This is a genomic window from Azospirillum sp. UENF 112521 (assembly GCF_058780665.1).
Genome location: NZ_JBSNCI010000002.1, coordinates 855183 through 877770 on the forward strand (window position 1 = coordinate 855183; position 22588 = coordinate 877770).

General features: G+C 67.1%; 22 protein-coding genes. 12 read left to right on the plus strand and 10 right to left on the minus strand.

Going from position 1 to position 22588, the window contains the following annotated elements:
- The first annotated feature begins 146 nt into the window (after positions 1 to 146).
- The 3 genes from ybgF (at position 147) to ftsH (ending at position 4415) form a co-directional block, all read left to right on the plus strand.
- Entirely contained in the window at positions 147 to 1013 is an 867-nt protein-coding gene (ybgF, locus tag ACWPN8_RS06295) for a tol-pal system protein YbgF (RefSeq protein ID WP_109095398.1), read from the plus strand.
- A complete protein-coding gene (gene tilS / locus ACWPN8_RS06300) occupies positions 1001 to 2395 on the plus strand; it encodes a tRNA lysidine(34) synthetase TilS (protein WP_492240221.1) in 1395 nt (464 codons plus the stop codon). Before ybgF ends, tilS begins: the two co-directional genes overlap by 13 nt.
- Positions 2396 to 2477: 82 nt before the next feature.
- Positions 2478 to 4415, plus strand: a complete 1938-nt coding sequence (ftsH, locus tag ACWPN8_RS06305) for an ATP-dependent zinc metalloprotease FtsH (RefSeq protein WP_109095399.1) — start codon at positions 2478 to 2480, stop codon at positions 4413 to 4415.
- An 84-nt stretch (positions 4416 to 4499) separates the two neighbouring features.
- Here the strand turns inward: ftsH and ACWPN8_RS06310 are convergent, their stop codons facing one another.
- Positions 4500 to 5588: a hypothetical protein gene (locus ACWPN8_RS06310; RefSeq protein ID WP_492241374.1), complete on the minus strand. Its 1089-nt coding sequence runs from the start codon at positions 5586 to 5588 to the stop codon at positions 4500 to 4502.
- 216 nt (positions 5589 to 5804) lie between these two features.
- Positions 5805 to 6653: an enoyl-ACP reductase FabI gene (gene fabI, locus ACWPN8_RS06315; protein ID WP_109095401.1), complete on the minus strand. Its 849-nt coding sequence runs from the start codon at positions 6651 to 6653 to the stop codon at positions 5805 to 5807.
- Positions 6654 to 6771: 118 nt separating this feature from the next.
- On the opposite strand from fabI, the gene ACWPN8_RS06320 reads away from it, so the two are divergent.
- Positions 6772 to 8154 carry a YihY family inner membrane protein gene (locus ACWPN8_RS06320; RefSeq protein ID WP_247872701.1) on the plus strand — a complete coding sequence of 461 codons (1383 nt, stop codon included), beginning with the start codon at positions 6772 to 6774 and terminating at the stop codon, positions 8152 to 8154.
- 70 nt (positions 8155 to 8224) lie between these two features.
- Here the strand turns inward: ACWPN8_RS06320 and ACWPN8_RS06325 are convergent, their stop codons facing one another.
- The gene (locus tag ACWPN8_RS06325; RefSeq protein WP_109095403.1) at positions 8225 to 9190 is read right to left on the minus strand and encodes a DnaJ C-terminal domain-containing protein; all 966 of its coding nucleotides are present in this window, start codon (positions 9188 to 9190) and stop codon (positions 8225 to 8227) included.
- A 51-nt stretch (positions 9191 to 9241) separates the two neighbouring features.
- Positions 9242 to 9715: an RT0821/Lpp0805 family surface protein gene (locus ACWPN8_RS06330; RefSeq protein WP_109095404.1), complete on the minus strand. Its 474-nt coding sequence runs from the start codon at positions 9713 to 9715 to the stop codon at positions 9242 to 9244.
- 198 nt (positions 9716 to 9913) lie between these two features.
- Here ACWPN8_RS06330 and pdxH point away from each other — a divergent pair, with 198 nt between their 5' ends.
- The 5 genes from pdxH (at position 9914) to ACWPN8_RS06355 (ending at position 15417) form a co-directional block, all read left to right on the plus strand.
- Positions 9914 to 10531 (plus strand): pyridoxamine 5'-phosphate oxidase, encoded by a 618-nt coding sequence (gene pdxH / locus ACWPN8_RS06335; RefSeq protein ID WP_492240222.1) that lies wholly within the window; start codon positions 9914 to 9916, stop codon positions 10529 to 10531.
- Between the two features lie 114 nt (positions 10532 to 10645).
- The gene (locus ACWPN8_RS06340; protein WP_492240223.1) at positions 10646 to 11548 is read left to right on the plus strand and encodes a cation diffusion facilitator family transporter; all 903 of its coding nucleotides are present in this window, start codon (positions 10646 to 10648) and stop codon (positions 11546 to 11548) included.
- A gap of 231 nt (positions 11549 to 11779) precedes the next feature.
- The gene (locus ACWPN8_RS06345; protein WP_492240224.1) at positions 11780 to 13183 is read left to right on the plus strand and encodes a methyl-accepting chemotaxis protein; all 1404 of its coding nucleotides are present in this window, start codon (positions 11780 to 11782) and stop codon (positions 13181 to 13183) included.
- A 91-nt stretch (positions 13184 to 13274) separates the two neighbouring features.
- A complete protein-coding gene (gene hypD, locus ACWPN8_RS06350; protein ID WP_174471894.1) occupies positions 13275 to 14387 on the plus strand; it encodes a hydrogenase formation protein HypD in 1113 nt (370 codons plus the stop codon).
- Between the two features lie 208 nt (positions 14388 to 14595).
- On the plus strand, positions 14596 to 15417 hold the full coding sequence (locus tag ACWPN8_RS06355; protein WP_492240225.1) for a universal stress protein: 822 nt from the start codon (positions 14596 to 14598) through the stop codon (positions 15415 to 15417).
- Positions 15418 to 15459: 42 nt separating this feature from the next.
- Here ACWPN8_RS06355 and ACWPN8_RS06360 read toward each other — a convergent pair whose 3' ends face one another.
- The 5 genes from ACWPN8_RS06360 to ACWPN8_RS06380 all read right to left on the minus strand — a co-directional run bounded on the left by ACWPN8_RS06360 (position 15460) and on the right by ACWPN8_RS06380 (position 19538).
- Positions 15460 to 17145: a methyl-accepting chemotaxis protein gene (locus ACWPN8_RS06360; protein WP_492240226.1), complete on the minus strand. Its 1686-nt coding sequence runs from the start codon at positions 17143 to 17145 to the stop codon at positions 15460 to 15462.
- 350 nt (positions 17146 to 17495) lie between these two features.
- Positions 17496 to 17978 (minus strand): GNAT family N-acetyltransferase, encoded by a 483-nt coding sequence (locus ACWPN8_RS06365; RefSeq protein ID WP_492240227.1) that lies wholly within the window; start codon positions 17976 to 17978, stop codon positions 17496 to 17498.
- A 9-nt stretch (positions 17979 to 17987) separates the two neighbouring features.
- On the minus strand, positions 17988 to 18398 hold the full coding sequence (locus ACWPN8_RS06370; RefSeq protein WP_109095410.1) for a hypothetical protein: 411 nt from the start codon (positions 18396 to 18398) through the stop codon (positions 17988 to 17990).
- An 81-nt stretch (positions 18399 to 18479) separates the two neighbouring features.
- On the minus strand, positions 18480 to 18899 hold the full coding sequence (locus ACWPN8_RS06375; protein WP_109095411.1) for a hypothetical protein: 420 nt from the start codon (positions 18897 to 18899) through the stop codon (positions 18480 to 18482).
- 126 nt (positions 18900 to 19025) lie between these two features.
- Positions 19026 to 19538, minus strand: a complete 513-nt coding sequence (locus ACWPN8_RS06380) for a YciE/YciF ferroxidase family protein (RefSeq protein ID WP_098740217.1) — start codon at positions 19536 to 19538, stop codon at positions 19026 to 19028.
- A gap of 169 nt (positions 19539 to 19707) precedes the next feature.
- Between ACWPN8_RS06380 and ACWPN8_RS06385 the strand changes: the two genes are divergently transcribed.
- Together ACWPN8_RS06385 and ACWPN8_RS06390 are read left to right on the plus strand one after the other, a co-directional pair.
- Positions 19708 to 19938, plus strand: a complete 231-nt coding sequence (locus tag ACWPN8_RS06385) for a DUF6898 family protein (RefSeq protein WP_098740216.1) — start codon at positions 19708 to 19710, stop codon at positions 19936 to 19938.
- A gap of 396 nt (positions 19939 to 20334) precedes the next feature.
- A complete protein-coding gene (locus ACWPN8_RS06390; protein ID WP_109095412.1) occupies positions 20335 to 20859 on the plus strand; it encodes a hypothetical protein in 525 nt (174 codons plus the stop codon).
- Between the two features lie 128 nt (positions 20860 to 20987).
- Here ACWPN8_RS06390 and ACWPN8_RS06395 read toward each other — a convergent pair whose 3' ends face one another.
- Positions 20988 to 21431 (minus strand): Ros/MucR family transcriptional regulator, encoded by a 444-nt coding sequence (locus ACWPN8_RS06395; RefSeq protein ID WP_014247241.1) that lies wholly within the window; start codon positions 21429 to 21431, stop codon positions 20988 to 20990.
- 585 nt (positions 21432 to 22016) lie between these two features.
- Between ACWPN8_RS06395 and rpiB the strand changes: the two genes are divergently transcribed.
- Positions 22017 to 22454, plus strand: coding sequence for a ribose 5-phosphate isomerase B (gene rpiB / locus ACWPN8_RS06400; RefSeq protein WP_109095413.1), 438 nt, complete (start codon positions 22017 to 22019; stop codon positions 22452 to 22454).
- Positions 22455 to 22588 lie beyond the last annotated feature (134 nt).

Here is a 22588-nt window from a genome sequence, read left to right on the forward strand (position 1 = left end):
TCGGGGGCCGGAAAAATCCGGCAAGGTCGGTTCTTTGCGTGGACGCGCAAGTTCTGCTAAACAGCGGCCATCGCGTCGCCTTTATCGTTCGCCATGGTCGCCGTGGGTGCTCCCCCGGCATCAGATCTCCTCAGGATCCCACGCGCATGACCAACATCCGTCCCGTCGCCGCCCTCCTGCTGGGTGGCATGCTCGCGGCAACCCCAGCCGTGGGCCCCGCCCTGGCCCAGTCGAAGGGGCAGATCGAGCGGCTGCAATCGCTGGAAACGCAGGTCGCGGCACTGGGCGGTCCGGTGGAGGTGGCGCAGCTGTCGCCCTCCGTCGCCGCCGATTTCGAGATCCGCCTGCAGAACCTGGAGCGCACCATCCAGGATCTGACCGGCAAGTACGAGGAATCGACCTATCAGCTCAGCCAGCTGCGCGAGCGCCTGGAGAAGGTGAACGCCGACGTCGATTTCCGCCTGAAGGATCTGGAGAAGGGCGGCGGGACCGCCGGCGGCGCCATGGGGGGTGCCATGTCCGATGCCGCCCCGACCAAGCCGTCCAAGGCTGCCGCGGCTGACGAGAAGAAGGCCGACAAGCCGGCGCAGACCGCTTCGGCCAATCCGCCCTCGACCGCCGGACTGTCGCCGGAAAAGCAGTATGAGCAGGCGTTCGAGTTGCTGCGCAACTCCGACTATGACCGGGCGGAGAAGGCGTTGCAGGAGTTCATCGTCAAGAACAAGTCGCATGCCTATGCCGGCAACGCGCAATATTGGCTGGGCGAGAGCTATTACGTCCGCAACAAGTTCCCGGAAGCGGCCCAGGCCTTCGCCGAGGTGCTGTCCAAGTACCGCACCAACCCGAAGGCGGCCGACAGCCTGCTGAAGCTGGGCATGACCCTGCAGCAGATGAACAAGAAGTCGGACGCCTGCACCGCCTTCGGCCAGCTGCTGACCAAGTTCCCCGAAGCCTCGGCCAGCGTGAAGCGCCGCGCCGATACGGAGCGCAAGCGCATCAATTGCCCGGCCTGATGGGCGGCGACTCCGGAGACGGCCCCGGGGACGGTGGGCCGGTATCGCGGGAGGAGTTCGCCCACGCCCTGGCGGCGCTGGGCGGATTCGAACCGTCACCGGCCGTCGCGGTCGGGGTTTCCGGTGGTGGCGACAGCGTGGCGCTGGTCCTGCTGCTGCGGCATTGGGTCGCGGAGCGGGGCGGAAGCCTGCTGGCGCTGACGGTCGATCATGGGCTGCGGCCCGAGTCCGCCGGGGAGGCGGCAGCGGTCGGGCGGGCGATGGCCCGTCTTGGCGTTCCCCACCGCATCCTGCGCTGGGACGGGGCGAAGCCGTCGGCCGGAATCCAGGCTGCCGCCCGGACGGCGCGGCACCGGCTGCTCGGCGCGGCCTGCGCCAAGGCCGGCATCCTGCATCTGGCGCTCGCCCATCATCGTGACGATCAGGCTGAAACGGTTCTGCTGAGGCTGGCCCGCGGGTCCGGCATCGACGGGCTGGCCGGGATGGCGCCCGTCCGTGCCGATGGGGCGGTGCGGGTGATCCGGCCGCTGCTGCGCTTTTCCCACGAGCGGCTGCTGGCGACCTGCCGCGCGGGAGGCGTGGACTGGATCGAGGATCCCTCCAACAGCAACCCGCGCTTCGCCCGTGCCCGGCTGCGCGCCGCCCGCGAGACTTTGGGCGGGGAGGGGCTCGACGCCGGCCGGTTGGGCGAGGTCGCCCGGCGCGCCGGCCGTGCCCGGGCGGCGCTGGAACAGGCGACGGCCGCGCTGCTGGCAGAGGCCGCAACCATTCATCCCGAGGGCTGGATCACCCTGGCGCCGGCACCGCTGCGCGCCGCACCGCTGGAGATCGCGCTGCGGGCTCTGGGTGCCGCGCTGGCCGCGGTCGGCGGACCGGCGTACCCGGTGCGCGACGAAGCGCTGGAGCGGCTGCTCGACGGTTTGAAGGACGGGCAGGGCGGAGCGAAGACGGGCGCGACCTTGGGCGGCTGCGTCGTCCGGATGCGGCGCGGCGCGGTCATGGTCGCGCGCGAACCGGTGGCGGTGACGGAGCGGCCGACGGTGGCCCCCGGAGGAACAATTCGCTGGGACGGTCGATTCGACCTGAGGGTGTCGCCCGGCCATTGCCGGCCCGTCACGGTCGCGGCGCTGGGGGCCGAGGGTTGGCGCGAATGGGCAGGTCGCCAAGCGCCGAAGGGGGTGCCCGACCTGCCGGTTCCGGTGCGGGAAACCCTGCCAAGCCTTTGGTCGGGCACGGATTTGCTTGGTGTGCCGATGATCGGCGTGTGCTACGGGTTCGACGCGGATGGACAGCATCCGGTGGACCGCGCAAGGTTTTGTCCACTTTCGTCGTTGGGAAGACCAGCTTTTACGGTTGTTTCGGACCGGGACGGCATTATTTAATCTGGGAACGTGCCCGTAGGAGACCGGGGTGCGGCCTTGTCGGCGCACCGCATGGCGATGGGTTCGCAGAAAGGCGTGTGACGTGAACAATTTCGGCAAGAACCTCGCTCTCTGGATCATCATAGGGCTGCTGCTCGTGGCCCTGTTCAACCTGTTCCAGAGTTCCTCCACCCGCAGCCCGCAAACGACCGTTCCGTTCAGCGAGCTTCTCGCCGAAGTGGACCGGGGCCAGGTCGCCGACGTGACGATCAAGGGCAACCAGGTTTCGGGCCATTTCTCCGACGGCCGCTCCTTCAGCACCTATGTCCCGCCCGAAGCGGGGCTGGTGGAGCGCCTGACCAACAAGAACGTCCGGATCAACGCGGTCCCCGACGACAGCAACGTGCCGTCGCTGTTCTCGGTGCTGCTGTCCTGGTTCCCGATGCTTCTGCTGATCGGCGTCTGGATCTTCTTCATGCGCCAGATGCAATCCGGCGGCGGCAAGGCCATGGGCTTCGGCAAGTCGCGGGCCCGCCTGCTGACCGAGAAGGTCGGCCGCGTCACCTTCGACGACGTCGCCGGCATCGACGAGGCCAAGCAGGAGCTGACGGAGATCGTCGAGTTCCTGAAGGACCCGCAGAAGTTCCAGCGGCTGGGCGGCAAGATCCCGAAGGGCTGCCTGCTCGTTGGTCCTCCGGGCACCGGCAAGACGCTGACCGCCCGCGCGGTGGCCGGCGAAGCCAATGTGCCGTTCTTCACCATCTCCGGTTCGGACTTCGTCGAAATGTTCGTCGGCGTGGGTGCGTCCCGCGTCCGCGACATGTTCGAGCAGGGCAAGAAGAACGCTCCCTGCATCATCTTCATCGACGAAATCGACGCGGTCGGCCGCCATCGCGGTGCCGGCCTGGGCGGCGGCAACGACGAGCGTGAGCAGACCCTCAACCAGCTGCTGGTCGAGATGGATGGCTTCGAGGCGAACGAGGGCGTGATCCTGATCGCCGCGACCAACCGTCCGGACGTTCTCGACCCCGCTCTGCTGCGTCCGGGCCGCTTCGACCGTCAGGTCGTGGTGCCGAACCCCGACGTGCTGGGCCGCGAGAAGATCCTCAAGGTCCACATGCGGAAGGTTCCGCTGTCGCCGGACGTCGACGCCAAGGTCATCGCCCGCGGCACCCCCGGCTTCTCGGGCGCCGATCTGGCGAACCTGGTGAACGAGGCGGCGCTGCTCGCGGCCCGCATCGGCAAGCGCGTCGTCGGCATGTCCGAGTTCGAGAACGCCAAGGACAAGGTCATGATGGGTGCGGAACGCCGCTCCATGGTGATGACCGAGGACGAGAAGAAGCTGACCGCCTACCACGAGGCCGGCCACGCCATCTGCGCCATCCACTGCGCCGACAGCGACCCGGTCCACAAGGCCACCATCATCCCGCGCGGCCGTGCGCTGGGCATGGTGATGCGCCTGCCGGAAGGCGACCGCATCAGCCTGTCGCAGGCCAAGCTGCTGGCCGACCTGACCGTCGCCATGGGTGGCCGCATCGCCGAGGAGCTGATCTTCGGCAAGGAGCGGGTGACCACCGGCGCCTCGGGCGACATCAAGATGGCGACCGAGATGTCGCGCCGGATGGTGACGGAGTGGGGCATGAGCGACAAGCTCGGCCCGCTGCTCTACGGCGAGCCGACGCAGGAAGTGTTCCTGGGCCATTCCGTGACCCAGCACAAGAACATGTCCGACCGCACGGCCCAACTGGTCGACGAGGAAATCCGCCGCATCGTGGACGAGAGCTACGACCGCGCGCGGGTCATCCTGACCGAGAACATCGACCAGCTGCACACACTGGCCAAGGGCCTGCTCGAGTACGAGACGCTGAGCGGCGACGAGATCAACCGTCTGCTGCGCGGCGAACCGATCCTGCGCGACGATGACCGCGAGACGATGGCCGTCCCGCCGCGTCCGACCACCGGCTCCGGCCGCCGCTCCTCCGTTCCGCCCAGCACCGGGCAGGAAAGCGGTGGCATGGGTCCGGAACCGCAGGGCACCTGAGGCTCCGGGTTCGGAAATGAAGAAGGCGGCGCTGCGAGGCGCCGCCTTTTTTCTTTGGCAGATTTCGAAGTGGGCAGGAACCGCTCAGAGCGCGCCCTTCTGCTCGCGGCGGCGGTCCAGCGCCACGTCGAACTGGCGCAGCAGCTTCTGCATGCCCTCGAAATACAGCTTGCGCGTCGGCGTGTTCTTCATGCAGCGGGCGTCGAGATGGGCGACGCTGGTGAGCGCGGACACGCAGTAGCCGAGCAGCCAGTAGCGCGACCGGATGCTGCGCAGATAGTCGCGGAACGGCTCCGGCTGGCCGGCCATGAAGCTGCTGAAGGAGGTCTCGTAGTCCGACAGGATGGTGCGGATGTCCAGCAGCGTCGTCTCCAGCAGCTTGCCCACCTTCTCGATGTGCATCAGCAGCTGGGTCTCGTAGGGCTTGTGCATGCGGATGTCGACCGGGATGCACTCGCGCGATTTCAGCCAGGTCAGGATGGTGCGGGCGCGCGGGGCGATGCGGCGCAGCTGGTATTCGTAGAAGGTCGTGCCCTTCCACGCGCTGAAGATGGTGTCGGCCTCCGACCGTTCGATGCCGAAGGCGGAGACGAACAGGCCGGCTTCTTCCAGGTTGGGGTTCCAGATCGCCTCCAGGAAGCGTTCGACGCTTCCGGCGCTGCCCTGGCTGCCCGACAGCGCCTTGCGGACGATCGGCTCGATGCGGGCGCGGATCAGGCGGCGGAGCTGGTGGTCCTCCTCGTTGGAGATCAGCCAGTGGCGCGGATCGACATTGATCTTCTCCGCCTCGAAGCAGGTCTTCAGCAGGAAGGCGTCGAGCGACGGCACGTCGTCGATCATCTGGAGCATCTTCATGTCACCGATGATGCCGTTTTCCTGCGGCCCGTGCTTGATGCCGAACTGCTCTTCCAGCAGGGCCGCACTGTTGCGGCCGCGAAGATAGACGGCGACACCGCCGGCCTCCGGTGCCTTGGAGTTGTGCGGCACATAGATCCCGGTTTCGACCGGGCGCTCGCCGCCCTCCAGTTCCTCGTCCTCGGCGATGGGATCGCCGCCGTCGTCGTCGCGGTCGTCGAAGTTCGGGTACTTGAACAGGATGCAGTTGTTCAGGCCCTGAGCCTTGAACATGCGCTGCTCTTCCGGAATCTCGCGCGTGATGCCGATGAGATTCATCGACACGCTGGATCCGCCATAAAGGATCTGCTCAAGGATCGGAGAAACCGAGTCCATTTTCTTGCGAGCGCGCATGAATATTACCCAATCCCGCGAATATTTCTCAAATCATAAACGCCGTATTCGCAAACGCAAAGAGGGATCGGCGGACCGATCCCTCTCTTCATCGTGCGATTGCGTGCACCGTCCGGCTGTTCCACCGAGCGGGCCGTGGCGTCAGCCGGCCTTCGGCGTGCCGCCCAGCGAGCCGAGCAGGCTGGCGACTTCGGCCGCCTCGTCCACCGCGACCATGCCGACGGTGTGGTAACCGCTGTCGACATGCATCACCTCGCCGGTGACGCCGCTGCCCAGATCGGACATCAGGAACAGGCCGGCGCCGCCGACCTCCTGGATGGTGACGTTGCGCTTCAGCGGGGCGTTCAGCTCGTTCCACTTCAGGATATAGCGGAAGTCCCCGATGCCGCTGGCGGCCAGAGTCTTGATCGGACCGGCGGAGATGGCGTTGACACGGATGTTGCGGCCACCCAGATCGACTGCCAGATAGCGCACGCTGGCTTCCAGCGCGGCCTTGGCGACACCCATCACGTTGTAATGGGGCATGACGCGCTCGGCGCCATAGTAGGATAGGGTAAGCAGGCTGCCGCCGTCCTTCATCAGCGGCACGGCGCGCTGCGCCACCGCGGTGAAGGAGTAGCAGGAGATGTCCATGGTGCGCAGGAAGTTGGCCCGCGTGGTGTCCAGGTACAGCCCGTCCAGCTCGTTCTTGTCGGAAAAGGCGATGGCATGAACCACGAAGTCCAGCTTGCCCCAGTCCTTCTCGATGGCGGCGAAGGTCGCATCGATGCTGGCCTCGTCCGTGACGTCGCAGGGCAGGACCAGCTTGGCGCCGACCTGCTCGGCCAGCGGCTTCACCCGCTTCAGCAGCGCGTCGCCTTGGTAGGTGAAGGCAAGCTCCGCCCCGTGCTGGGCCAGGGCGGAGGCGATCCCCCAGGCGATCGAACGATCGTTGGCCACGCCCATGATCAGGCCACGCTTGCCGGCCATGAGCGGCATCGGATTGGACATCGGAACCTCGTGAACGACGGATGTGCTGCGGCTCCAGCCGCGAAAAGTGGGGCGCATCCTACACGAAAGCGCCCAACGGTCAAACCGACGCGGGCTGTCTTGCCGCAGGAGGCGTCGCATGTCTCATCCTAAGGACAATCCGGGCCATGAGGACGCCGAGCGCAGCCGCATCCTGACCGGCCTGCGGGAGCTTGGCGGCTTCTTCGGCCACTCCATGCTGCGCTTCTACAACGACAACTGCTTCCAGACCGCCGCGGCGCTGACCTATACCTCGCTGCTGGCCATCGTGCCGATGATGACCATCGGCTTCGCCATCTTCTCGGCATTCCCGGCCTTCAGCGCCCTGCAGCTGCGCATTCAGACCGCGCTGGTCAAGAACCTGGTGCCGGAGATCGGCGACGCGATCCTGGAATATCTCGGCCGCTTCATGGCGAACGCCGGCCAGATGCCGATCTTCGGCGTGATCGGGCTGGCGGTGTCGGCGGTGCTGCTGATCTGGACCATCGAGGGATCCTTCGCCACGGTCTGGCGCGTGCGCGAGCCGCGGTCCTACGTGACGCGCATCCTGTCCTTCTGGGCGGTGGTCTCGCTGACCCCGCTGTTCGCCGGTGCCAGCCTGTCCCTGTCCAGCACGCTGTGGACGGCGCTGGAGGTCGCGCATCTGGAAGGGGTCGTCCATCCGCTGGCGGGGATCGGCATGCTGCTGCCCTTCGCCTTGCAGCTGGTCGGCTGCTCGCTGCTGTATCTGGTGATCCCGAATCGGGATGTGTTCTGGCTGGACGCGCTGTGCGGCGGGGCCATCGGCTCCATCCTGCTGGAAGGGTCGAAGGCGATCTTCGGCTGGTACATGCGGGAATACCCGGCCTACCAGACCATCTACGGCGCCCTGTCGGTGGTGCCGATCTTCCTGTTCTGGCTCTACATCGCGTGGTCGACGGTGCTGTTCGGCGCGGTTGTCGCCGCGTCGCTGCCCGAATGGCGGGCGGGCAAGGTCACCCGCGGCGGCATGGAGGGGCTGCTGCCGGCCCAGCGGCTGGCGCTGGCTCTGGCCGTCCTGCATGAGTTGATGGAGGCGAGCCGGCTCGGTGTCGGCATGCGCCGCCGCACGCTGGTCGGGCGGGTGCCGGTGGGCACGCTGCTGATCGACGGCATCCTGGAACAGCTGCGCGATGCCCATTGGGTGGCGCACACCACCCGCGACGCCTGGGTGGTCACCCGCGACATGGGCGAGGCGACCCTGCTGGAGCTGATGAAGGCGCTGGGCATCGGCATGCGCGGCTCGGTCCATGGGCTGGGCGGCCTTGACCTGCCCTGGCAGGAGCGCACCGCCCGCCTGCTGGACACCGCCGAGGCGCGGCAGGGCGATCTGCTGAACGTGCCGCTGAAGACCCTGCTGAACGACGATCCGCCGCCGGAAGGTCAGCCGGCGGGGCAAGGGGCGGGGCAAGGGGCGGGGCAGGCAGGCACCGGGCCGGTGCCGCTGCGGGCGGTGAAGAAATAGGGGACCGGCAGCGGCGGCGGGCCGAAGCGGTTCTGCGCCCTGAGGGGAGGGGGAAACCCGGCGGCGGCGGTTACTCCAGCCCGGCTTTCTTGCGGACGTCGTAGCTGCGGGTCTTCGCCCATTCCTCGACGAACTTGACCAGTTCGCCGTCGGGCGGGTCGGGCAGGACGACCTTCAGCTTCACATACTGGTCGCCCGGCTGTTTGGTGGCCTGGTTGACCACGCCCTTGCCGCGCAGGCGCAGGACGGAGCCGGTGTTGGCGCCCGGCGGCACCTTCACCGCGACCTTGCCGCTGATCGTCGGGACATTGACGGTCGCACCCAGAACCGCCTCGTTCAGCGTGATCGGCACCTCGACATGGATGTCACCGTCCTGCCGGGTGAAGAAGGGGTGGGATTCGACATGCACCTCGACGATGGCGTCGCCGTTGGGCATGCCGCCCATGCCGGGCAGGCCCTGGCCTTTCAGGCGCAGCTTCGACTCGTTCTCCGTCCCGGCCGGGATGGCGACGTCGATGCTCTTGCCGTTGGACAGGTTGATGCGGCGCTTCGACCCGTTCGCCGCCTCGATGAAGGGGACGGTGACGGAATAGGAGATGTCGCTGCCCCGCACCTTCGGCCCGGCGGAGCCGCCGGCCCCGGCTCCCGCTCCGGCCCCCGGCCCGCCGGGGCGGCGCCGGCCGCCGCCGAACAGGTCGGAGAACCAGTCGTCGCCGCCGCCGAAGAAGCTGTCGTCGGCGGTGCTGCTGTAGGCCTTGCCGCGGCTGCCGGCGGTCCGGCCGCGCGAGCCGAAGCCCGCGTGCCGTTCCTGCCCCGACGGGTCGATCTCGCCGCGGTCGTAGCGGGCGCGCTTCTCGGCATCCGACAGCAGCGTGTAGGCGGCCGAGATTTCCTTGAACCGCTCCTCGTTGGCGGCATCGCCCGGCTTCAGGTCCGGGTGATGCTGCTTGGCGAGCTTGCGGTATGCCTTCTTGATGTCGTCGGCACTGGCGGACCGGCTGACGCCGAGAACGCTGTAGGGATCGCGCGTAGCCACGGGCAGAGATTTCCCGCCCCAGGGGGGCTCAAAGGTTGCGGGTCGGCGGTGTTACGAGTTGCCGATGATCTTCCACGTACCGTCGGCCTGTTTGCAAGCGGTTCCGTAGGCCTGCTCCGTCCGCCCCTTGACCACGATGGTCTGCTGGAACTCGCGGCAATAGGTGCCGGTGTTGCTGTAGCCGTCGCGGGTGGTCACGATGGTGCCGGAATTGCCCGACTGCGGGTTGTTCCAGTTGATGCGGTCGCCGACCGGGGCGGCATAGGCCTGACGGGCGGCGGTCTCGGCATAGCCGGCATCGGCCTTGTCGAGCGAGCCGCCGATCTCCTTGCCGATGAAGGCGCCCAGCAGCGTGCCGACGCCGGTCGCCACCAGCTTGCCCGTTCCGCCGCCGATCTGCGAACCGATCAGGCCGCCGGCGACCGCACCGCCGACCGTGCCGACCGTTTCCTTCTGACCGCCCGTCTGGCACCCGGCCAGCAGGCCCACGACGATCACGGCCGGAACGACTTTCTTCACGAACATCCTTGCGCCTCGAAAAGGTTGGTTGCCGCGGCAGCCAATCGGTGGCTTCGCGGTGGACAGTGATATAAGCGACCCTATGCTTGCTGTGAATTGTGATGAGGCTGTGACCCTTTCGCTTTTGCACAAAAGAACGCTCCCGCACCGGCCGCGCAACCCCTTGTCCGGCGGCGCGGGACCCATCGAGACAGGACCACAGGAATGACGGACAGCAACGACCGCGATCCCCGCTCCCCCTACGACCTCTTCGCCGACTGGATGAAGGAGGCGGAACAGAGCGAGCCCAACGATCCCAACGCCATGGCGCTCGCCACCGCCGACGCCAGCGGCATTCCGTCGGTGCGGATGGTGCTGCTGAAGGGGATCGATCCGCGCGGTTTCGTCTTCTACACCAACACCGAGAGCCGCAAGGGCACGCAGCTGCTGGCGAATCGGAACGCCGCCCTGTGCTTCCACTGGAAGAGCCTGCGCCGGCAGGTGCGGGTCGAGGGGGCGGTGGAGATCGTCACCGACGCCGAGGCCGACGCCTATTTCGAGAGCCGTCCGCGCGACAGCCGGATCGGCGCCTGGGCCTCGCAGCAGTCGCGCCCGCTGGAGGGCCGGTGGGAGCTGGAGAAGCGCGTCGCGCAGTTCGCCGCCAAATACGCCATCGGCACGGTGCCGCGGCCGCCGCACTGGACCGGCTTCCGTGTCCTGCCGTCGCGGATCGAGTTCTGGCGCGACCGTCCGTTCCGCCTGCACGACCGGCTGGTGTTCCAGCGGGTGGACGGAGCGGCTGCCGATGCGCCGGGTTGGACGACCGAGCATCTGTTCCCGTAAAGGGAACCGTCAAACCGGAGCGCGCCGTAAGCGACCTGTAAGGATGGGCCGCTACGGTCGCGCCCCGGCCGGCATTGCGGAGTGGGGGAACCAGTGGGCGACAATGGGGAAAACGTGGCTTCGGCGGACCGTCTGCGCCGTTATGCCACCTATGCCAGCGTGTCGGTGGCCTCGACCCTGATCGCGGCGAAGCTTGGCGCCTATCTCTTGACCGAGTCGGTCAGCATCCTGTCCTCGCTGATCGATTCCTGCACCGACCTGATGGCCTCGGTGGTGACGCTGCTGGGGGTGCGCCATGCCCTGCGCCCGGCCGATGCCAACCACCGCTTCGGCCATGGCAAGGCGGAGGCGCTGGCGGCGCTTGCCCAGGCCGCCTTCATCGGCGGCTCCGCCGTGCTGCTGAGCATCGAGGCGGTGCGGCGGCTGGTCCGGCCGGAGCCGATCGCCGAGGGGACGATGGGCATCGCGGTGATGCTGCTGTCGATCCTGTTGACCGCCGGGCTGATCACCTTCCAGCGCCGGGTGCAGACCGCCACGGGGTCGGTCGCCATCGGGGCGGACCGGCTGCATTATTCAGGCGACCTGCTGATGAACGGTGCCGTCATCGTCGCCATCCTGCTGACCGAGGCGACCGGGCTGGCCGCGGTCGATCCGCTGTTTGGCATCGGCATCGCCCTGTTCCTGCTGAACGGCGCCCGCGGCGTTGCGCGCGATGCGCTGGACGTGCTGATGGACCGCGAACTGGGGGAAGAGGAGCGCGGCCGCATCGCCGAACTGGCGCTGGCCGAGCCGGGGGTGCGCGGCCTGCACGACCTGCGCACCCGCAATGCCGGTACCGGCTGCTTCATCGAGCTGCATCTGGAGCTGGACGGCGGCCTGACCCTGACCGCCGCGCACGAGATCGCCGACCGGGTGGAGGTGCGGCTGCGCGATGCCTTCGCCAATGCCGAGGTGCTGGTCCACCAGGAGCCCGCCGGTCTGGCCGACGAGCGTTTGGACCACCGGATCGCCGGCTGAGAGCGGAACGTCACCGCGCACGGCGCGTAATACGGAACCGTATTGCGGGATATCCCGTATTTCGCGTCCAACCAGGGAGGCTGCACAATCACTGGGCGCGCCTCTCCTTAAGGTATCCTACCAATGGACAGGGGGGCCGGGTTCGGCTCGGTCACCCCGTTCGTTGCGAATCTGTATCAAAAGCGCAATAATCGGTCTCGGGAGAAAGCGCTCAGTTATAAAACAGCAAAAATGGTGGACATGATGGATGGTGGCTTTGGGCTTCGTCCGCATCTGATCGCGGACATCGCGGAGGAGGCTGGCAACCTCGGCATCGAGATTGCGGATATCGCCGGCCATATCGAGGATGTGAACGCCCGCGTCACCCACCAGTCGGAGGTGTTCGCCCAACTGCGCGACACCGGCGCCAAGATGTCGCGCAGCACGGACCGGATTTCCCAGGCCTCGGCCATCGCGCGCTCGGTGACCGAACAGGCGCGGCAGGAGGTCGACAGTTCCCACGACCGCGTGCAGAAATCCTTGTCCGACATCCATTCCCTGGTGTCGTCGGTGACGGGGATCGAAGGGCAGATCGCCGGGCTGCGCGACGCGCTCGACCGCGTCGGCAAGGTCGCCAAGGAGATCTTCACCATCGCCAAGCAGACCAACCTGCTGGCGTTGAACGCCACCATCGAGGCGGCACGCGCCGGCGATGCCGGGCGCGGCTTCGCCGTGGTGGCGAACGAGGTGAAGTCGCTGTCCACCAAGACCAGCGAGGCGACCACCGAGATCGATGCGACGCTGAAATCCTTGAACGAGCAGGCGCAGCGCCTGATGGCGGAGAGCGCCGCCAGCGCCGCCAAGGCCCGCGCGGTCAGCGAGGGGACCACCGCCATCGGCACGGTGATCGAGACGGTCGGCCGCGCCATGCGCGAGCTGAACGGCGAGACCGACAAGATCGATGCCGCATCGGCCGAGATCGGCGGCAATTGCGGCGAACTGGAGCGCGAGATCGCCGATCTGGCGGTGGGCGTGAAGCTGTCCAGCGAGAATCTGGCCCAGGCGCGCGACCGGGTGAACAGCCTGGTCGGGATGAGCGAGCGGCTGATCGGCGTCACCGCCGAACTGAACATCGAGACGGTCGACACCCCCTTCATCGCCGCGGTGAAGGACGCCGCCGCAAAGGTGTCCGCCGCCTTCGAGGATGCGCTGGCCCGCGGCGACATCAGCGAATCCGACCTGTTCGACCGCCAGTACCAACCGGTCGCCGGATCGGACCCGCAGCAGGTCATGACCCGCTACACCCAGCTGTGCGACCGCGTCCTGCCCGGCATCCAGGAGCCGGTGCTGACGGCCAACGGCCGCATCGTCTTCTGCGTGGCGGTGGACGAGAACGGCTATCTGCCGACCCACAACCGTCAGTTCAGCCAGCCCCAGGGCCGCGACCCGGTCTGGAACGCCGCCAACTGCCGCAACCGCCGCATCTTCAACGACCGCGTCGGGCTGGCCGCCGGCCGCAGCACCAAGCCCTTCCTGCTCCAGACCTACCGGCGCGACATGGGCGGCGGGAAGTTCGCGCTGATGAAGGACGTCTCCGCCCCCGTCACCGTGCGTGGACGCCATTGGGGCGGGCTGCGGCTGGCCTACAAAGTCTGACGGCGGGACGATTTCCCGGGCTTCCCTCTTGATCCGTATCAACGCATACGATCAGCCTTGCGGGTGAAATGGCGGGGCAGAGGGAGCGACCATGAAATACGTCGAAGAGTTCCGCGATCCGGTTCTGGCCCGCAATGTCGCCGCCGCCATCGCGCGGGAGGTGCGGGCCGACCGCTCCTATCATCTGATGGAGTTCTGCGGCGGCCACACCCACGCCATCTCCCGCTATGGCATCCCCGACCTGCTGCCCGGCAATGTGCGGATGATCCACGGGCCGGGCTGCCCGGTCTGCGTCCTGCCGGTCGGGCGGATCGACGACGCCATCGCGCTCGCCCGCCGGCCGGAGGTGACGCTGTGCACGTATGGCGACGTGATGCGCGTGCCGGGATCGGGGCGGCTCAGCCTGCTGAAGGCCAAGGCGCAGGGGGCCGACGTGCGGATGGTGGTGACCGCCGATGCGGCGGTGCGCATCGCCGCCGAAAATCCGGACCGGCAGGTGGTGTTCCTCGCCATCGGCTTCGAGACGACGACCCCGCCGACGGCGCTGGCCGTGCGTGCCGCCGCGGCGCAGGGGCTGACCAACTTCTCCGTCTTCTGCAACCATGTGCTCACCCCGTCGGCCATCCAGGGCATCCTGGCCGGGGCCGACGAGGGGCTGTCGCTCGACGGATTCGTCGGGCCGGCCCATGTCTCGGTCGTCATCGGGTCGGAGGCCTATGCCCCGGCCGCGGCGGAGCACGGCAAGCCGGTGGTGATCTCCGGCTTCGAGCCGCTCGACGTGCTGCAATCCATCCTGATGCTGGTCCGCCAGATCAACGACGGTCGGGCGGAGGTGGAGAACCAGTTCACCCGCGCCGTCACCGCCGACGGCAACCGCAAGGCCCAGGCGCTGGTTCTGGAGATTTTCGAGACCCGGCCGTCCTTCGAATGGCGTGGACTGGGCAGCATCCCGCACAGCGGGCTGAAGCTGCGCGACGCCTATGCCGCCTTCGATGCCGAGCGGCGCTTTCCCATCGCCGGGGCCAGCGTTCCCGACCACAAGGGCTGCGATTGCGGCGCCATCCTGCGTGGGGTGAAGCGGCCGGTCGACTGCAAGCTGTTCGACACCGTCTGCACCCCGGAGAACCCCATGGGGTCCTGCATGGTCTCGGCCGAGGGCGCGTGCGCCGCGCATTACACCTATGGACGGTTCCGCGACGCCTGACCGGTTCCCGGCTCGGTTTTTCCGCACGGCCGGTTCGTCTCGTTGCGACTTCTCGCCGCAGGCCGGAAGAACGCGGCTGGACGAACGCCGCCCGGCTGAACATGATGCATATGAAACAATCCGTCTGGCCGCGTTTCGTCCCGCAGATCGGTCCGGCGGAGAACCGCAGACGTCATAAGACTTCGCATTTCATACCGGGAGGGCCCGCATGACCTACAAGCACATCCTCGTCCATCTCGACAGCAGCCCGCATGTCGAGGCGCGTCTCGATGCCGCAATCGCGCTGGCCCAGCGTCATGGCGCCGTCCTGCGCGGCCTGTTCGCGCAGGGCGACCGCAACGCCACCAGCGTGATCGCCCGCCGGTCCAGCGACCATCTGGGCGAAGCCGCTGCCCGCAGCGAGGCGCTGTTCAAGGAAAAGCTCGCCGCGTCCGGGTTGCAGGGCCATTGGCACGGCCTGACCCATGGCGAGTACAACCATGTCATCCGCGAGGTCATCATCTGGTCGCGCTTCGCCGACCTGACGGTGCTGGGCCAGTATGACCGCGAGGCCGGATCGCAGGCGGCGCCGGAGGAGTTGAACGAGCAGGTGGTGCTGAATTCCGGCCGCCCGGTGCTGGTCATCCCCTATGCCGGCCGCTTCGCCACCATCGGCCAGCGTGTGGCCGTCGCCTGGAACGCCGAGCGCGAAGCCGCCCGCGCCCTGTCCGACGCCATGCCGATGCTTGAGCAGGCCAAGGAGGTGACGGTCATCACCGTGCTGACCCAGGCCTCCTCCTCCGCGCCGGAGACGCCGCGGGTCGGCGTGCTCGACCATCTCGCCTTGCACGGCGTGACGGCCGAGCAGACCCACTTCACCGTGACCGACATCGGCGCGATGGACGCGCTGCTGGCCCGCGCCATGGACACCGGGGCCGACCTGCTGGTGATGGGCGCCCATGGGCATTACGGCTTCCCGTTCCTGCACCGCGGCAGCGGGACGCGGCATGTCCTGCGCACCTGCCCGGTGCCGCTGCTGCTGTCGCATTGAGGACTGGGGCAGGGGGGCGCCGGGTCGCGTCCCCCTGGTTCATCACGCCGCCTTCACCCCGTCGAGGAAGCTCTCCACCTCTTGGCGCAGGCGGGTGGATTCGCCGGTCAGGTGCTCGGCGACGCTGCGGACTTCGCCGGCAGCGCGGCCGGTGTCGCCGGCGGCGCGGGTGACGCCGACGATGTTGCTGGTCACCTGCTGCGTGCCCTGGGCCGCTTCCTGGACATTGCGGCTGATTTCCTGGGTCGCGGCGCTCTGCTGTTCCACCGCCGAGGCGATGGTCGCGGAGATCTGGCTGATCTCGGTGATGATGCGGCCGATCTCCTCGATGGCGGACACCGCCTCGCGCGTCGCGCCCTGGATGGTGGCGATCTGGCCGGTGATGTCCTCGGTCGCCTTGGCTGTCTGGTTGGCGAGGCTCTTCACCTCGCTCGCCACGACGGCAAAGCCCTTGCCGGCCTCTCCGGCCCGCGCCGCCTCGATGGTGGCGTTGAGCGCCAGAAGATTGGTCTGCGCCGCGATGTTGTTGATGAGGTCAACCACCTCGCCGATCTTCTGCGCTCCTTCGGCGAGGCCGGACACCACGCCGTTGGCACGGTTGGCGCCGCTGACCGCCTGTTCGGCGACGCGGGTCGACTGGGTGACCTGACGGCCGATCTCGGCGATGGAGGAGGACAGTTCCTCCGCGGCGGCGGCGACGGTCTGGACGTTGGCGGATGCCTGCTCGGCGGCCGACGCAACCGTGGTGCTCTGGCGGTTGGTCTCGTCGGCGGTGCTGGTCAGCGTGCCGGCCGACTGCTGCATCTGGGTCGCGGCACCCGACAGGCTCTGCACCACCGCGCCGACGTTGCCCTCGAAGGCGTGCATCAACTCCTCCAGCCGGGCGGCGCGGCGGGCTTTGGCCTCCTCCTCGGCGCGCTGGGCGGCAGAGAGGCGGTCGGCTTCGATGGCGTTGCGCTTGAAGACATCGACCGCCTCGGCCATGGCACCGACCTCGTCCCTGCGGCCGACGCCGGGCACCTCGACGGCGCGGTCGCCGCCGGCCAGCCGTGCCATGGCGGCGGTCATGGCGACGATGGGCGTGGCGATGGAGCCGCGCAGCACCAGACCGGCGGCCACGGCGACCAGAAGGGAGATCAGCGCGCCGGCGACGGCGGTGACGTAGCCGGTCGAGAAGGCGGTCTTCTGCTCCGCGTCGCGCAGCGCCAGCAGCGCACGTTCAGCATCGTCGACCTCGCGGACCAACCTGCGGATGTGGTCCATCGATGCCTTGCCGAGCGCCTTCGCCTCCATCGCGCGGGCCTCCTCACGCGTGTCGGCCTTGGACATCAGGGCGATTTCCTTTTCCGCCACCGTTTCGCGCCAGATGGCGGCGTGCCTGCGCAGATCCTCCACCCGGGCCTGCTGCTGCGGGTTGTCGGCGGTCAGCGACTTCACCTCCGCCAGGGCCCGGTCGAAGGACTGCGTGCCAGAGCGGTAGGGCTCGAGGAAGGCCGGATCGCCGCTGACCAGATAGCCGCGCAGACCGGTTTCCTGATCCACCATCGCCGCCATCGCCGCATCGGCGGTCTGGATCACGCGGTAGGTGTGGATTGTCCAACCGATGGAGGACTGGATCGACGAAAGGGTCGAATAGTTGGCAATGCTGATTGCGCCAATGATGACGATCAATGCAGAAAATGCCGTCAACAGCTTTCCGCCGATGCGGAGATTGGTGAACCAGGACATCGTCTTGCCCCTCATGTAACCGGACAGGCCTTTGCCTAGCGGGGACAGTCGCCTCGCCTTTGGAGTTGCATACGAAAGGGTGATGCTTTGACCCGATCGAATGCGAACACTGATACGTCATCGATTTCGATTTCGATCATCGAAAATTTTACGTATGACGAAATCATCGGACTGTTACGTAAGGCTTATGCCTGAGCGGAAAACAAAGCGTTAACAACGATCCGTTGTCTTTCGCAGGCGGCAATACTACCGTATGCGTGAGGCGTTGTGTCGCATCGACGTGGTGGCGGCACGGGGATGGGATTCGGGGGGCAAGCGACGGCAGAGGCGGCGGGCCGGTGAAAGGAGCGTCAGCGCCGCAGCCGCATGTCGATGTGGGGAATGCCGAAATCGTCGTACGGCTCGGTATCCCGGACGAAGCCGAAGCTGCCGTAGAAGCGTTCGAGATGCTGCTGCGCGCCGATGACCACGTCGCGGTCGGGCCAGCGCTCCGCCAGCACCGTCAGCGACTCCGCCACCAGCGCCCGCCCCAGCCCGGTGGAGCGTTGCGACGGGTCGACCGCCAGACGGCCGAAGGAGACCGGCGCGTCCGGATTCGCTCCATCCGGGCCATTTTCACCAGGGCCGAGGCAGCGGGCACAGCCGACGATGGCGCCCGCTTCGTCCACCGCGATCAGGTGAAGCGCGCCGGGATCGCGGCCGTCGATGTCGGGGTAGGGGGAGGCCTGCTCGACCACGAACACGCGGCTGCGCAGGGCCAGCATGTCGTGCAGGTCGCGCAGCGTCATGGCATCGAAAGCGACGCGGCGGACGGGCGGCGGGGCGGTCTTCACGGGGATTTCTCAGGCAATCGCGTTGCGGATCATGTAGTCGGCGATGTCCTTGGGCTTCACCTTGACGTCGGTCAGCGGCTCGTCCGCGGTCATCGCCTTGGCGACCAGCAGGCTGTTCTGAACGTTGGTCAGGGTGATGCGGTACACGCCGGCCGCTCCCTTGAGCCGCGGGTAATAGGTGGGGTCGATGGCCTTTTCGCGCCGGCCGAGCCGGGCCAGCGCGGTTTCCTCGTCCAGCTCCTCGACCGGCTTGGTCTGGATCAGCTTCCAGTCGGATTCGCCACCCCAGCCGGCGGCGACCTCTGCCTTGACCGCGGCCTCATCCTCCGCGATGCCCAGCTTGTAGATGTGCTTTCCCTGTCCGACGTCGGACGCCCATTTGGTCAGGGCGGCGCTGCGCGCGACATAGACGAGGGGCATGACGGGTCGATCCTTGAAGGGGGCTTCAATACGGGGGCCTTGTACGGCGCCTTGAATTGCGGAGCTTGTCCGGGGAGCAGTCTACTGCAGCGATGACTGCCGCGCGATGGGCGTGATGAGGATGCGGCTGACCACGTCCTTGCCGAACATGGCGATCACCGATTCGTCGATGCGGCGGCGCAGGGCAGGCACGTTCGCGATGTTGCCGCGGACGATCCAGCCCTCGTCCACGCCCTTGTAGATGGCGGTCAGGATGGCGTCGTGCAGGCGCGGGATGCTGAGCTGCACCTCGCCCAGCTTCAGGGCGTTGCCGATCTCCAGGTTCACTTCGACCTGGGTGTACTTCTCGATCCGTCCGGCATTCACCACCGGGACCATCAGCGGCTTGATCCGCACCGACGGTGGAAGTGCGCCCGGCGCCCCCTCGTTCGCAACGGCCGATGGCGCCGACGGCAGCGTCAGGAGCAGGGCAAGGCCGAAGGCACACAAAAGGCGACGCATGACGGAACACCGCGAAGGACCGGACAGCGGGGATGCTATCGGTCCGACGCGGCGCTTGCAACCAGGGTCCGGCCCTTATGCAGGGCCGGGAACGATTGGTCACGGAAGACTTGAGGGATTACGGGATCAGGCGGCCTTCCTGCCGCTGGCCGCCATCGCCTTCTTGTTGACGTCGCCGATCGCCAGCTTGTTGAGCAGCGTGTCGGTGTCCTTTTCCTCCTGCAGCGTCTCGTCCAGCAGCTGGGCGACCTTGTCGAGGCCGCAGGCGGTGGCGAAGGCATGCAGCGTGCCGTAGCTGGCGATCTCGTAATGCTCCACCTTCTGGGCGGCGGCGATCAGGGCGGCGTCCTGCACCTCGGGCGCCAGGCCCATCTCCAGGATTTCCTGGGCTTCGCTGATCAGCCCCTCCATCGCGTCGCAATGCTTGCCGCGCGGACGGGTGTCGAGCTCCTCGAACACCTGCTGGAGCCGCTCGATCTGCCCATGGGTCTGTTCCAGATGGGTTTCAAACGCCTGGCGCAGTTGGTCGGAGCTGGCGGCCTTGGCCATCTTCGGCAGGGCCTTCGCGATCTGCTTCTCGGCGTGGTAAATGTCGCGAAGATCCTCGATCAGCAGATCCTGCATCGTCTTGGCGGCCATTTTGGTGGTCCTTCCTCGCAGTGGGGGTTGGCGGAGCGGGGCTCCTGCGCGCCGAATGGCTGGATGGACAACAGCGATGGCTGCCGGGTGTTGCGGTCTCGAACGGGGACTGACCTTAGGGTAAGGAAGACCGGGCGATGTGGAACCGGGCCGAGGGAGGGCATTGGGCATGACCGACGGTGACGTGCTGTTCGAGTTCCAGCGGGTCGGCAGCTATCTGCGGGTGACCGCCATCGATGCCAGGACCGGCGTCGAGGTGACGGTGGCCGGCCCGGCAACCGGCAGCCAGGAACTGCTGAAACGGACGGCGATCAACAAGCTGCGCTTCGTGCAGAACAAGGGCGTCGGCCCAGCCGCCCCGGCCAAGCCGGGGCCGAAGCGGGGCGGCGGACTTTACTGACCGGGCCTGAACATCCAGAGGTTGCGCATCTGCCGTGGATTGCTCCCTTTCGCAAGGGGCGAAAAGAAAACGCGCCGCCGGACGGGGCCGGGCGGCGCGTATCGAAGTCTGGCTTTTGCTGATGGTGAGCGCCGGCATGCCTCCGCCGGCGGCCCCGACACTTGGTCGGCCCGCCGGTCGTAGAGCGAACCGCTCGACCCCGACAGTAGACCTATGCCTGCCCGTTGACACTGGCGCAGGGGGTGTAACGCTTGTAGAACCGCGCATCTCTGAACGAATGGCGCATAAGGAAAGCCCCTTTCCCTGCGCCGTTCAGCCGGTTAAGCGGGGTGTCGGCCGGGCCGTTTTCCGTGCCGGCCTTCGGGCAGAAGAATGAAACGCCAGAGGATCGAGGCCATGTTGGGTTTTAAGGCGGCGGGTTTTAGGGCGGCAGGCTTCGGGACGCTGGGCGTGACGGCTTTCCTGCGTGTGTCGCTGATGTCTGCGGCGTTGGGAACCGCTTCGGTTGCAGCCTTGCCGGTCCTGGCGATCCCGCAGGCGGCGCTGGCCGCTTCGTCCCAGCCGTCCCAGAAGCCGGGCCATGGCGCACAGGACCATGGCGGCCGTCAGTCCGCCCCCGGTGCCGCCGGTGCCGCTGCCGGGACGGCAAACGGTGGAGCGGCCCCGACCGCCCCGCAACCGACGACGCCGGCCGCGGGCTGCCTGAAGCCGGGTGTGCCGCTGTGCATGGACGACCAGGCGACCTTCCTCAGCGCCGACAAGATGTCTTCCTGTCAGGGCGAAGTGAAGGATTACGTCGACAAGTCGATGACCTATCTGACCTGCCTGAACGAAGAAAATGTGTCGACTGGACGCGAATTGAGTCGAAATGTCGACCGTTTCAACTGCCGCCTGTCGGGCCGCAAAGGGTGTGCCAACTGAGGCTTGCGGCCCATCGAATGCAACCGATTCGCAGCTTCAACCAATCGGATGGCAGGGCCATCGACCGGACACGCACACGGGCCGAATCCTGGGTGGATCGGCCCGCGTTGCATACGGACTTTACGCGATCAACCGGCCTTGCGGCGGGTCTGACGGCCGGAACTGCGGCCCAGGCCGATGCGCTTGGCGAATTCCGAACGCTGAGCCGCATAGTTCGGCGCGACCATCGGATAGTCGGGCGGAAGTCCCCAGCGTGCGCGATATTCGTCCGGCGACATGTTGTAGGTCGAGCGAAGGTGCCGCTTCAGCATCTTCAACTTCTTCCCGTCTTCCAGGCAGACGATGTATTCGGGCGTCACTGACTTACGAATCGGAACGGCCGGCTTCAGCGGCTCCGCCGCGACCTCTCGGGGCTGACCATTCAGACCGGTCAGCGACGAGTAGACCGTATTGATCACGTCGGGGATTTGCTGAGCAGGCAACACGTTCTTGCTGACATACGCCGATACGATGTCGGCGGTCATCCGCAGCAGCGCATTGTCCGGTACATCGGCGCGAAGCTGGTCGCTCATTGCACTGTGTCCTGGTTTTTCATTTGTCCGTAGGAACCAAGTTGCATACCGTGATTTGGGTGTCAATATAATTTCGGCAAGCATCAAATTAGTTGCTCTTGTCGGCCAGAACAAAGGAACGCCGCTTAAATCAGCCTTCGCTGAAAATCGTTGCACGGTTGTGGCTGTGCCGCGGCTTTAAGGCGCGTCTAGTAGGCGCCGGCTTGCGATTTTCCCCCGACTCCGTTGCAGCAATTGGCGGATTTCCCCCGCATATAACGAATCGGCTATCTCCCTTGTTTTGCCCCTTCGGCAACGAAGAGGTGAAAACAGAGGCCAAACTTTCGCGGTGATGGGCGTCGGTGCCGCTCCGGCTGTGTGCCGGCCGATCGTGCGCCGTAAATCGACCGCCAAATCGACCGCTGCCCGGCGGTGCTGGGTTTAGCTATGCATCCATGTCATGGTGTGGCTGTGGCGGTTGGCACCGACATCTGGTAGGGTGCCGGCGTCTTTCGCCCGATTGCAGGCCGCTTCGCCGGCCCGGTTGCCGCCCGTGCATCCGTACTGCCCGTATCCGTTACCGACCGCACCGGAGTTTCCGCCGTCATGACCGTCCGCACCGTGGCACTCGCATCCGATCACGCCGGCTATGAGCTGAAGGCTCAGATCGCACGGCAGCTTGAGGGCGCCGGTTACACCGTCCTCGATCTCGGTACCGACGGTCCGGCCTCGGTCGATTACCCGGACTTCGCCGCGGCGCTGGCCGCCGCCGTCACCGACGGCCGGGCGCAGCGCGGCGTGCTGGTCTGCGGCAGCGGCATCGGCATCAGCATCGCCGCCAACCGCCATCCCGGCATCCGCGCCGCCCTGGTGCACGACGTGACCACCGCGCGCCTGTCGCGCGAGCACAACGACGCCAACGTGATCGCGCTGGGCGCCCGCATCGTCGGGCCGGAGATCGCCAAGGATTGCGTCGAAATCTTCCTGAAGACCGACTTTGAAGGCGGCGAGCGTCACAGCCGCCGCATCGCCAAGATGGGCTGAGCGCGTTCCCGCGCCGCTTTTCCTGGCCCAATCATTTGGCCGTGAAGGCCCGCAACCGGGACGCGACAGAGCCCGGAAAGACCTGACGACGGCAGGTTGGCCGCGCGCCTGTCCTGCCTGATGCCACTTCGATT

Excerpts from the sequence above, each read along its gene's own strand:
- ybgF (WP_109095398.1), top strand. The coding sequence starts at position 147 with ATGACCAACATCCGTCCCGTCGCCGCCCTCCTGCTGGGTGGCATGCTC.
- ACWPN8_RS06310 (WP_492241374.1), bottom strand. The coding sequence starts at position 5,588 with ATGAATCTCATCGGCATCACGCGCGAGATTCCGGAAGAGCAGCGCATG.
- fabI (WP_109095401.1), bottom strand. The coding sequence starts at position 6,653 with ATGTCCAATCCGATGCCGCTCATGGCCGGCAAGCGTGGCCTGATCATG.
- ACWPN8_RS06320 (WP_247872701.1), top strand. The coding sequence starts at position 6,772 with ATGTCTCATCCTAAGGACAATCCGGGCCATGAGGACGCCGAGCGCAGC.
- ACWPN8_RS06330 (WP_109095404.1), bottom strand. The coding sequence starts at position 9,715 with ATGTTCGTGAAGAAAGTCGTTCCGGCCGTGATCGTCGTGGGCCTGCTG.
- pdxH (WP_492240222.1), top strand. The coding sequence starts at position 9,914 with ATGACGGACAGCAACGACCGCGATCCCCGCTCCCCCTACGACCTCTTC.
- ACWPN8_RS06345 (WP_492240224.1), top strand. The coding sequence starts at position 11,780 with ATGGTGGACATGATGGATGGTGGCTTTGGGCTTCGTCCGCATCTGATC.
- hypD (WP_174471894.1), top strand. The coding sequence starts at position 13,275 with ATGAAATACGTCGAAGAGTTCCGCGATCCGGTTCTGGCCCGCAATGTC.
- ACWPN8_RS06355 (WP_492240225.1), top strand. The coding sequence starts at position 14,596 with ATGACCTACAAGCACATCCTCGTCCATCTCGACAGCAGCCCGCATGTC.
- ACWPN8_RS06360 (WP_492240226.1), bottom strand. The coding sequence starts at position 17,145 with ATGTCCTGGTTCACCAATCTCCGCATCGGCGGAAAGCTGTTGACGGCA.
- ACWPN8_RS06370 (WP_109095410.1), bottom strand. The coding sequence starts at position 18,398 with ATGCCCCTCGTCTATGTCGCGCGCAGCGCCGCCCTGACCAAATGGGCG.
- ACWPN8_RS06375 (WP_109095411.1), bottom strand. The coding sequence starts at position 18,899 with ATGCGTCGCCTTTTGTGTGCCTTCGGCCTTGCCCTGCTCCTGACGCTG.
- ACWPN8_RS06380 (WP_098740217.1), bottom strand. The coding sequence starts at position 19,538 with ATGGCCGCCAAGACGATGCAGGATCTGCTGATCGAGGATCTTCGCGAC.
- ACWPN8_RS06385 (WP_098740216.1), top strand. The coding sequence starts at position 19,708 with ATGACCGACGGTGACGTGCTGTTCGAGTTCCAGCGGGTCGGCAGCTAT.
- ACWPN8_RS06390 (WP_109095412.1), top strand. The coding sequence starts at position 20,335 with ATGTTGGGTTTTAAGGCGGCGGGTTTTAGGGCGGCAGGCTTCGGGACG.
- ACWPN8_RS06395 (WP_014247241.1), bottom strand. The coding sequence starts at position 21,431 with ATGAGCGACCAGCTTCGCGCCGATGTACCGGACAATGCGCTGCTGCGG.
- rpiB (WP_109095413.1), top strand. The coding sequence starts at position 22,017 with ATGACCGTCCGCACCGTGGCACTCGCATCCGATCACGCCGGCTATGAG.